Origin of the sequence: Roseomonas sp. USHLN139, from assembly GCF_037145735.1 — a bacterium.
Lineage (GTDB): Bacteria > Pseudomonadota > Alphaproteobacteria > Acetobacterales > Acetobacteraceae > Pseudoroseomonas.
Genome location: NZ_JBBCWY010000024.1, coordinates 1 through 8,093, shown reverse-complemented (window position 1 = coordinate 8,093; position 8,093 = coordinate 1). Strand labels below are relative to the sequence as shown.

Genomic DNA, 8,093 nt, shown 5'->3' with positions numbered 1-8,093 from the left:
AAGCGCGCTTCGCGAGGCGCACGAAGGCTCGAAGGTGGTGCCCGACATGTTCCGTCCGTCGAGGCATACGGGCAAAGGCCAGAACCCTGCTGGGGCGGATCGATGCCGGGAGAAGCTGCTTTGCTACATCGAGTGGCGCCGCGGTCGCGGTGCTGCAAAATATGTAGCTGAGGGCGAGGTCGCAAATGCGGTCGGGCGAGGTCCTGAGGCTGTGAGAAAATGGAAAGGCCCGTGGGACAATCGGGTCGGCACCACAGAGACCCAGGCTGTTCTCAGCAGGTACCGCCAGCGGGGCATTGACGGCCTCCCTTTCGACGATACGGGGACGAGCTTATCCGGCCTTGCGAAAGAGCTGGCGAGCTGCATGCGCTCCGTGGATGACGTGGGAAAAATGCACTGACCGCCGATCCGGGAAAAATCGGGAGGTTCTAATTCCCAGAAATTCCGACGCCTGATTTCGGAAGCGCCCTTCGCGGGAGGCACAGATATCTAGCTGAGCACTCCTGAGACGAAGAGGTGCTCCGTGAACTGTCCTGGCATTGATACCTCCGACCGGCGGAAGGTCGTCTATCAGCCCTCCGACCCCCTGCTGACCGCTCGCGAATGCGCGGCCGAGTGCGGCTTGGCTATCTCCAGCTTCTGGCGTGCGGTCCGGGCGGGCCATGTTCCCCCCGCGATTTACGTGACGCCCCGCTGCCCCCGCTGGCGCCGTGGCGAGATCGTGGCCTTCTTCGAGGCGCGCCGGGTGGCGGCCGCGCGGGGGGCGAAGTGATGGCCCGCCTCGGCATTGGCTCGGTGGTGGACCACGCTTATGAGATCGCGTTGACGCTCCATCAGCTCGCTGAATCCGGCGCTGACGAAGGGCGGCGGCAGGCCTGGCGCAAATCGGCCACCAGCATCTGCGAGAGGGCCGCCGCGGCGCTTCTTGAGCCGTTGATCCACGACCCGGAAATTTGTGCGCGGCTGGCCCGAGGTATCGCCCTTGAGGCGATGGAGGGCGCCGCGGTGGCGGGGATGGGGGCCGCCGCCGGTGGCGATGGGGCGGAGGGATGACTGGCACCCTCTCCCCCGCCGAGGCGCTGGGACAGGCAACTCTGGCCGCCTCGACCGCTGCTCTGGATCGGCTTCGTGCCATGGCTGGCGACCCGCTCGATATCGCCACGGTCTTCGCCGGCAGAGCGGCCTATGAGGCCGCCGCGCCGCTGCTGGAAGGCCTGCTGCCGGATCACCCGCTGAGGCATGTCATCGTCAGCGGCATGAGCCGGGAAGCCCTGGTGCAGGCCCGGAAGGCGCTCGCCGACGAAGCCCGGAAGGTGGCGCGATGACGCCGCCCGTCGAGCTCACCGGCCAGCAGGAGGGTCACCGGGCGGGTCTGCCGCTCTTCACCGCCACTGCCCGTGCAGTCGATCTGGAGGAACAGCGCCGGGAAGCCGGCGCCCATCTGCGTCATCGCCTGCAGCGCGGCCAGAGCCTGGCGCCGCTGCTGCTGGCGCCCGGCTGGCAGGTGCCGCCGGGAACCCCGGCGCGCGACCTCTTGGACGCCTTCGTTTTCATGCCGGTCCGGCCCATCAGCAAACCGATAGTTGACGACGGTGCCGCGACCGAGGAAGAATCCGCGCCGGAGCCTCGAAAACTCCGTCACTACCGTAAGCGGATCGCCCCGACAGAGCGTCATCGCGCATCTTTCGTCCGGGGGGCGTGTGTGCATGTCCAAGGTTCGTGCTTCGGCACGCGCCCAAAGACACACGCGCCCGACTTACGGCGGGTTTTCGAGCCCCCGGACCGCGCGCGGCCTCGAAACTGCACGCTGCCCGGCAATGCAAACCGTAAGGACCCCACCATGTCGAATGGTGATTCCGGGAATGCGCCCGCGCGCCCGCAGCCTTGCCGGCTGACCGCCTGTCTGGCCGCCTCCCCCGTCTACCACCCCAGCTATTTCAATCGCGCCGTAGCCTATGTGAAGGCCGGCGCCCGACCGCCGCTGCCCCTCAGAAGCGACTTGGCGGCCCTTGTCCTGCCGACTTTGGCGATGCTGTTCGGCTTGGCGATTGGAGGCGCACTCTGATGGCCGTCCATCTGTCTGCCGCGCCCTCCACCGGCATGAAGAAGCCCAGCGCCACCAGGGCTGCCGGCACCCCCCGCCCCACCGCCGCGTTTGATGCCGCTTGGGCAAGCCTCGACGACACGCTGGAGCGCCTCGGCGAGGGGGTCGACGTGCTGTGGGCGGCGATCGATCCGGAACGTCGAGGGGGAGAGCGCCTGCCAGTTCAAAACCGTCTCGAATTTCTCGTTCGCGCCCTCCGCCAGGAGCACTCGGAAGCGGATGGTCTGCTGCAGCAGCTCGGCGCCCTCGCCGATGCGCTGGAGGCCCAGCAGCAGCCGTCCCGCGCAGCCGATCAGCCCCGCAGCGCCTCCACCCCGCCGCGTGCGGCTGCTGCCAGGGAAGGCAGCCGATCGGATGACAGCCTGATCCGCCTCTGCAGCGAGCACATCAGGAACATGCAAGCATACGACAGCGACTGCGGCAGCCTTGACCCCGGGGAAGATCCTCTCTGGGCGGCTTATGCGAAGACCCGGGATGCCGTGTGGAGCTCAAAGCCATGCACCCTGGAAGGCATAATCGCGAAGGCGCGCGTGGCACTGGCGGAAGCCGGCGGCAATGACGGCGCCGACTTGCCGGAGCGTCCTCCCGTCACGGACGGGGCCTGGCGCGTGGTGCATGACCTCCTTCGCCTCGGCGGCGGGTCTTGGATGATGGGTAAGCATGTCCGGCGCGCCGACAAAGCTACCGCCGCAGTTCGCCCTGATGCCGAGTCTGCCAGCACCGCCACCGGCACCATGGCCAGCGATGATGCCGAGCTGGTCAGCCTCTCCAAGCGTCTCTGTGACGCCGACGCCGAAGCGCTGCGGCTTTCTGAAGGCTTCTGGGACGCGGTGCGGCCAGCCGTGCCGCCAGCCATCGCGGCGCGGCTGGAAGAGCTGAGCGCGCTGGACGATGAATTGTGGAGCTCCATCACCGCACGCCGTGCGACGGCGCTGCCAGGCTACCGCGCCAAGGCTTCGGCGCTGCTGACGCGGCTGGCGCCTGGCGGCATTCCGCCGGCCGGCGACGCCAATGCCCTCCTGGCGTGGAGCCTGTGCCGCGATCTGCTGGGAGAGGGCGCGGCGCTCACTGCATCGCCCTGCGTGGAGGAGGCACGATGACCGGCCCCCTTGCCTTCCTGGCTACCTCCGCCCCGCTGATCCACGCGATTGCGGATGGCGGCATCGCTCTGACGGTCCTGCGCGACCTGATGCTGGCCATCCACCACGATGCGGCCGAGCCGGAAACGGTTCGGCGGCGCGTCGCTGAGGCGCTGGCCGTGATCGAGGAAGGCAGTAACGCCCTGCAGTTGCACGACCCGGTGCCGCCATCATGACGCGGCCCGATTTAACCCATCTGCCCGGCGTGGAACGGATCGGAACCGACTTCGCCCGCCTGTTCCACTCGGCCGACAGTGAGACTTTTGATTGGCTGCTGCGCCTGATCCGGCTCGGCATGGCCGGAAGCGCCTCCCGTCGCGTGGTCTCCGCCGCCTGGGCCGCCTTCGAGCCGGCCGCGCGCGGCGAGTGGCACCGCATCAACGCCGCCGGCGGTGGCGGTCATCGGGGGCACTCATGACCGCCACCGCCCATGAAATCGCCGAACGCCTCGGCTTGCGGAAGTCCTATGGCGGTGGTTGGCGCGGCGCCTGCCCGGCTTGCGGCTATCCCACGACCTTCTCGCTGCGGCAGCAGGACGGCCGGCCGCTCTGGTGGTGTGCCTCCTGCGGCGACAAGGATGCCATCACGGCAGCTGTCCGCGCTGCGCTGGGGCAGGATTGGACTCCGCCGGCAACCCCGGTGCCGGAGAAGCGGCAGGACGCCCCCAGCGCCACCAGGAAACGCGCCTGGGCCATGCAGCTATGGGATGAAGCCCGCCCGATCGGCGGCACACCGGCCGAAGCCTATCTGGCTGCCCGCGGTGTGCTGGATGCATGGCGCGCCTTCCCCATGCCGGAATGGGGAGAGCAGCTACGCTTCCACCCCAGGACGGCGCATCCCGCGGTCCCGGACAGGCTCCCTGCCCTCCTGGCCCTGGTGCGTCGGGCGACCGATGGCGAGCCATTGGCGGTCCACCGCACTTATCTGCGACCAGATGGTGGCGGCAAGGCGGCTGTCGAGCCGCAGAAGGCGACTCTGGCCGCCGTCGCGGGCGGCGTCGTGATGCTGCACCAGCCCGCCACCGACGCGGCGCTGGGCATCGCCGAGGGCATCGAGACAGCCCTGGCTGCCTCCTGCCTGATGCAGCGGCCGGCCTGGGCTGCCGTGGCCGCCGGCAACATGGCCCAGCTGGAACTGCCGCCGCCGCCCGCCGCGCGCGCCGTGCTCGTCGCAGCCGACAACGACGCGCCGGGACAGACGGCCGCCTGGACTGCCGCGCAACGGTGGCGGGCTGAGGGCCGAAAGGTGCGCGTCGCCACCCCTGACAATCAAGGCGATGACTTCGCCGACATTCTTGCCCGGCGCCGGGCACAGGAGACGATGGATGCCCGATGACGGGTTCACCGTGGCGGAGGTTGATGGGCCGTCCGCCGCCAATGTGGTCGCATTGCCGGTGAAGAAGCGGAGCGCGAAGGCTGGACAGGGCGGCAAGCAGACGAAGGAACGCCGGCCGCGCTCCGACAATGCCCGCGACCTGGTGCTTGATGCTGTCCTGGATCTCGGCACGGTCTTCTGGCGCGATGCGCGGGGCGATGCCTATGCGACGGTGCCGCAGGATGTGCGGCTGATGCGCTACGGCGTGCGGGGCCGCGATTTTCGGAACTTGCTGCGCTTGGTCTACGGCGACCGCTACCCCGTCGAGTCGGCCACGCCCGGCCGGCCAGCGCGACCCGGCGCCATCCCAGACCAGGCTTTGAGCGAGGCCATCGGCGCGGCCGAGGCCATGGCACTGCGCGGCGAAGTGCGTGATCCCCGCCCGCGGCTCTGCCGAACCCCGGATGGCGTGGTGTGGCTGGATCTGGGGGATGACAGCTGGCAGCTGGTCCGCGTCACGGCAGAAAGCTGGGAACTGGTGCCAAAAGCCGACGTGCCGCTGATCCGGCCCGGTGGGTTGATGCCCCTGCCTGTCCCGAAGCGCGGTGACCCGGTTTCCGTCCTCGCCGAGCTCGGCAGCATCCTCAACCTCCGCCCTGGCGAAGGCGGTAAGGCCAGTTCCGAGCTGCGGCTAGTGGTCGCCTGGCTGGTGGCCAGCATCTATCCGGAAGGGCCTTTTCCGGTCCTGGCAGTGGATGGTGAGCAGGGCTCTGGCAAGACGACGGCCAGCAAGATGCTGCGCCGCCTGGTGGACCCGAACCACGCCGATGCCCGCGCCGCGCCCCGCGAAGAGCGCGATCTGGTCATCGCCGCGCGCAACAGCCGCGTGCTGGCCTTCGACAACCTATCCAGCCTGGATGCGGACATGGCCGATGCCTTGTGCCGCATCGCCTCGGGCGGCGGCTTCGGCGAGCGGATGCTCTACACCAACGGGGAGGAGAGCACCGTCTTCGTGCAGAACCCAATCCTGCTGAACGGCATCCCTTCCCTGCTGGCACGCGGCGACCTCGCTGACCGAGCCATCAGCATCACCCTGCCGCCGATCCCCGACGACAAGCGCAAGCCCGAGGCGGAGGTATGGAAGGACTTCGAAGCGGCGCGCGCCGGCATCCTGGCGCTGCTGCTGGACGGCCTGCGCACCGCCATGGCGCGGCTGCCCAACCTGCATATCGATCGCCTCCCCCGCATGGCTGACTTCGCCCGGCTGAGCGCCGCCATGGCGCCGGCCTTTGGATGGACGGAAGCCGATATGCTGGCCGCCCTGGAAGAGAACCGGGCAGCGGCGGTGGCGGGGGTGATCGAGGCCGATGCGCTGGCCCTTGCCATCCGCGGCCTCGCGGAAGAGCGCGGCCGGTGGATGTGCTCCCCCACCGAGTTGCTGGAAGCCCTGAACCAGCGCGTCTCGCTGGACAGGATCAAGCAGCGAGACTGGCCTCGGGACGCGCCCTCTCTCGGCAAGCGGCTGCGGCGCCTGGCACCGGCCCTGCGGCGTAGCGGCGTGCTTCTGCAGCAAGAGGGGGGCGGCCGAAAGGGGCGCCACGTCGTCATCGAGTGGGCCGGTGCCGCCGACGCCAGCCAGAGCGCCCCCGCCACCGAGCCACCGGCCGCGACATGGACTGGCGACCTGTAGCCCGTCCGGCTGCCGCCACGGCCGGAACGGGCGGAACAGCCAGCCCCGTACCGTGGCTTGGGGGAGGCGCCGCATGAGCCAGCATCCCCTGGTCCAGCGCGCAGAAGAGGCTGGCGTCAGCCTCTTTCTGGAAGGCGACCGGGTACGGTGGCAGGCAAGCCAGCCGCCCCAGGCCGATCTGCTGGCGGCTTTGAAGGCCTCTCAGGCAGAAATTGCGCAGGCTCTGGCGGCAGCTGATCGCATTGCGGCCGAAGCGCCCCCTGCCGGAGAGGTCGGCAGCACCGCCGCGATGGCGAGGGACGTGGCCTCGCCACTAATCTATCCGCTTCCCTTCGTGCCGTTCCGCTCCTGGCCCCCGGGAAGCCTAGAGGCGCGGGCGGTGCGCTACCTCGCCGAGCCCGGCGCGGAGATCATCCCAGGCCAGGACGGATGGCTATACGTGACCCTGTTGGACGGAAGGTACTTGTACCTGGCCCCAGCTGTTCTCCGACGGATTGGGTGGTCGGCAGACACTGCTTGAGAATGCTCAAGATCGGTTAATTTGCAGCCTTTGACGACATAGCTGGCCGGCTTCACCTGAGCCAGACCAGCACGGAGGCAGTTAGGTGCCATCTCGCGAAGCGCTCGATCGATAGCACCTACGCGCATCAAGTGGCTGAAGCTCCGTCGCTATCGCTTCCAATGCGCATCATCATTCTGTAATGGGCCCGGTGGCCGGTCTTTTCGAATACCTCAGCGAACACGCGGAGGTAGCTTTGGACAGCATTGTCATCAGCGGCCATGTACAAGTCATCATGGGAGCTATGGGAGCCATCGTTAATCCACGAGAAGAGAGAAGCGCAAACCTGGGCATCTCGACCGTGGAACTGCGCGACAATCTCATCCTGCCGCAGCCCACCCAAAACAATTAAATAATTCTCAACAATGCGGCGAAGAGTGTTTTGAATAGTTAGATTTGGACGCTCTGCATTTCGAACATCTTCCCACAAAAGCTCATATGATGTTTTTACTGGGTTAAAATCGTACTTGTGAAGCGAAGATACATTATCGCGCTTGCGGACCACCCAAAAGGTCTCATGTTTCCGGCAGCTATTAGATGCACGGTCTCGGTCGTAACTGACTTCTTTGTGGAAGTATATGTTGTGTGTGAGTAAGAATATTTGGCGAACGGAACTCTTTCCGGCGCAGACATCGGAAATCATCTGACGTATCAGCGCACTAACAATGAACAGAACATCAGAATCTAAGCTGGAAACTGGGTCATCGAAGACCACGACCTTTTCACTCGTTGTGCCTGTGCCTGAAGTGCTGCCGGCAAGCAGATGGTAGAAGTAGAGGAAGGTAATAAAGGAACGTTCCCCTTCACTCAGGGTCTTTGCCGCATCGGTGCCGTCGAGCCGAACGATGCGGTACATGTCGTCGCGATCTCCTGCGACCGCCAGTTTGAAGCTCTGAAAGCCATACATGGTGAGAATGCGGTTAATTGCCGCAACTGTCGGCTTTACGCTCGTCATTCCACTTTCCAACTCTCGTTGGCGCAACAGCTTCGTAGAGCGGATAGCCTCCTTCGCCTGAATGTTTGCCTTCAGGCCATCAATTGCTTTCTGAATAGTCGCGGTGGTGGCAACGTAAGTCTTTAGGTCTGTATGCCGCTCCTCAACAATGAAGCGCCATATTTCCGATGTTAATTTGCGGCGAGCATTAGCGAGGTCAGCTATAGTCGCGTTGTGGATCTTAGAGCATAATCCGATCATTCTGGTTCATATCCTGCGGCGGTGAAGTAGCTGGCACACTCCTGCGGTGAGAACTGCGGGAGGGCGTCACGGATGGCATCCCAGAGCGCATC

11 protein-coding genes are annotated in these 8,093 nt (G+C 66.3%); 10 read left to right on the top strand and 1 reads right to left on the bottom strand.

The window, feature by feature from the left end; genetic code table 11:
* The 10 genes from WFI16_RS26640 to WFI16_RS26595 form a co-directional block, all read left to right on the top strand.
* Positions 1-400: hypothetical protein (locus WFI16_RS26640; protein WP_419900883.1), on the top strand; the 400-nt coding region annotated here is incomplete at its 5' end.
* Between the two features lie 371 nt (positions 401-771).
* Positions 772-1,053, top strand: a complete 282-nt coding sequence (locus tag WFI16_RS26635) for a hypothetical protein (RefSeq protein ID WP_419900882.1) — start codon at positions 772-774, stop codon at positions 1,051-1,053.
* Positions 1,050-1,325: a hypothetical protein gene (locus WFI16_RS26630; RefSeq protein ID WP_419900881.1), complete on the top strand. Its 276-nt coding sequence runs from the start codon at positions 1,050-1,052 to the stop codon at positions 1,323-1,325. Before WFI16_RS26635 ends, WFI16_RS26630 begins: the two co-directional genes overlap by 4 nt.
* A complete protein-coding gene (locus WFI16_RS26625) occupies positions 1,322-2,065 on the top strand; it encodes a hypothetical protein (RefSeq protein ID WP_419900880.1) in 744 nt (247 codons plus the stop codon). The genes WFI16_RS26630 and WFI16_RS26625 overlap by 4 nt, the downstream gene beginning before the upstream one ends.
* A complete protein-coding gene (locus WFI16_RS26620) occupies positions 2,065-3,204 on the top strand; it encodes a hypothetical protein (protein WP_419900879.1) in 1,140 nt (379 codons plus the stop codon). Before WFI16_RS26625 ends, WFI16_RS26620 begins: the two co-directional genes overlap by 1 nt.
* Positions 3,201-3,419: a hypothetical protein gene (locus tag WFI16_RS26615; protein ID WP_419900878.1), complete on the top strand. Its 219-nt coding sequence runs from the start codon at positions 3,201-3,203 to the stop codon at positions 3,417-3,419. Before WFI16_RS26620 ends, WFI16_RS26615 begins: the two co-directional genes overlap by 4 nt.
* On the top strand, positions 3,416-3,661 hold the full coding sequence (locus WFI16_RS26610) for a hypothetical protein (protein ID WP_419900877.1): 246 nt from the start codon (positions 3,416-3,418) through the stop codon (positions 3,659-3,661). Before WFI16_RS26615 ends, WFI16_RS26610 begins: the two co-directional genes overlap by 4 nt.
* Positions 3,658-4,578, top strand: a complete 921-nt coding sequence (locus WFI16_RS26605; RefSeq protein WP_419900876.1) for a DUF7146 domain-containing protein — start codon at positions 3,658-3,660, stop codon at positions 4,576-4,578. Before WFI16_RS26610 ends, WFI16_RS26605 begins: the two co-directional genes overlap by 4 nt.
* Positions 4,568-6,247 (top strand): hypothetical protein, encoded by a 1,680-nt coding sequence (locus WFI16_RS26600; RefSeq protein WP_419900875.1) that lies wholly within the window; start codon positions 4,568-4,570, stop codon positions 6,245-6,247. The genes WFI16_RS26605 and WFI16_RS26600 overlap by 11 nt, the downstream gene beginning before the upstream one ends.
* Before the next feature lie 73 nt (positions 6,248-6,320).
* Complete coding sequence (locus WFI16_RS26595; protein WP_419900874.1) at positions 6,321-6,767, top strand: hypothetical protein; 447 nt, start codon at positions 6,321-6,323, stop codon at positions 6,765-6,767.
* Between the two features lie 127 nt (positions 6,768-6,894).
* Here the strand turns inward: WFI16_RS26595 and WFI16_RS26590 are convergent, their stop codons facing one another.
* Positions 6,895-8,001: an AAA family ATPase gene (locus WFI16_RS26590; protein WP_419900873.1), complete on the bottom strand. Its 1,107-nt coding sequence runs from the start codon at positions 7,999-8,001 to the stop codon at positions 6,895-6,897.
* Positions 8,002-8,093: the final 92 nt, after the last annotated feature.

What these genes read in the sequence shown, in the direction of transcription:
- WFI16_RS26635 (WP_419900882.1), top strand. Translation starts at nt 772, where the DNA reads ATGGCCCGCCTCGGCATTGGCTCGGTGGTGGACCACGCTTATGAGATC.
- WFI16_RS26600 (WP_419900875.1), top strand. Translation starts at nt 4,568, where the DNA reads ATGCCCGATGACGGGTTCACCGTGGCGGAGGTTGATGGGCCGTCCGCC.
- WFI16_RS26595 (WP_419900874.1), top strand. Translation starts at nt 6,321, where the DNA reads ATGAGCCAGCATCCCCTGGTCCAGCGCGCAGAAGAGGCTGGCGTCAGC.
- WFI16_RS26630 (WP_419900881.1), top strand. Translation starts at nt 1,050, where the DNA reads ATGACTGGCACCCTCTCCCCCGCCGAGGCGCTGGGACAGGCAACTCTG.
- WFI16_RS26610 (WP_419900877.1), top strand. Translation starts at nt 3,416, where the DNA reads ATGACGCGGCCCGATTTAACCCATCTGCCCGGCGTGGAACGGATCGGA.
- WFI16_RS26615 (WP_419900878.1), top strand. Translation starts at nt 3,201, where the DNA reads ATGACCGGCCCCCTTGCCTTCCTGGCTACCTCCGCCCCGCTGATCCAC.
- WFI16_RS26625 (WP_419900880.1), top strand. Translation starts at nt 1,322, where the DNA reads ATGACGCCGCCCGTCGAGCTCACCGGCCAGCAGGAGGGTCACCGGGCG.
- WFI16_RS26605 (WP_419900876.1), top strand. Translation starts at nt 3,658, where the DNA reads ATGACCGCCACCGCCCATGAAATCGCCGAACGCCTCGGCTTGCGGAAG.
- WFI16_RS26590 (WP_419900873.1), bottom strand. Translation starts at nt 8,001, where the DNA reads ATGATCGGATTATGCTCTAAGATCCACAACGCGACTATAGCTGACCTC.
- WFI16_RS26620 (WP_419900879.1), top strand. Translation starts at nt 2,065, where the DNA reads ATGGCCGTCCATCTGTCTGCCGCGCCCTCCACCGGCATGAAGAAGCCC.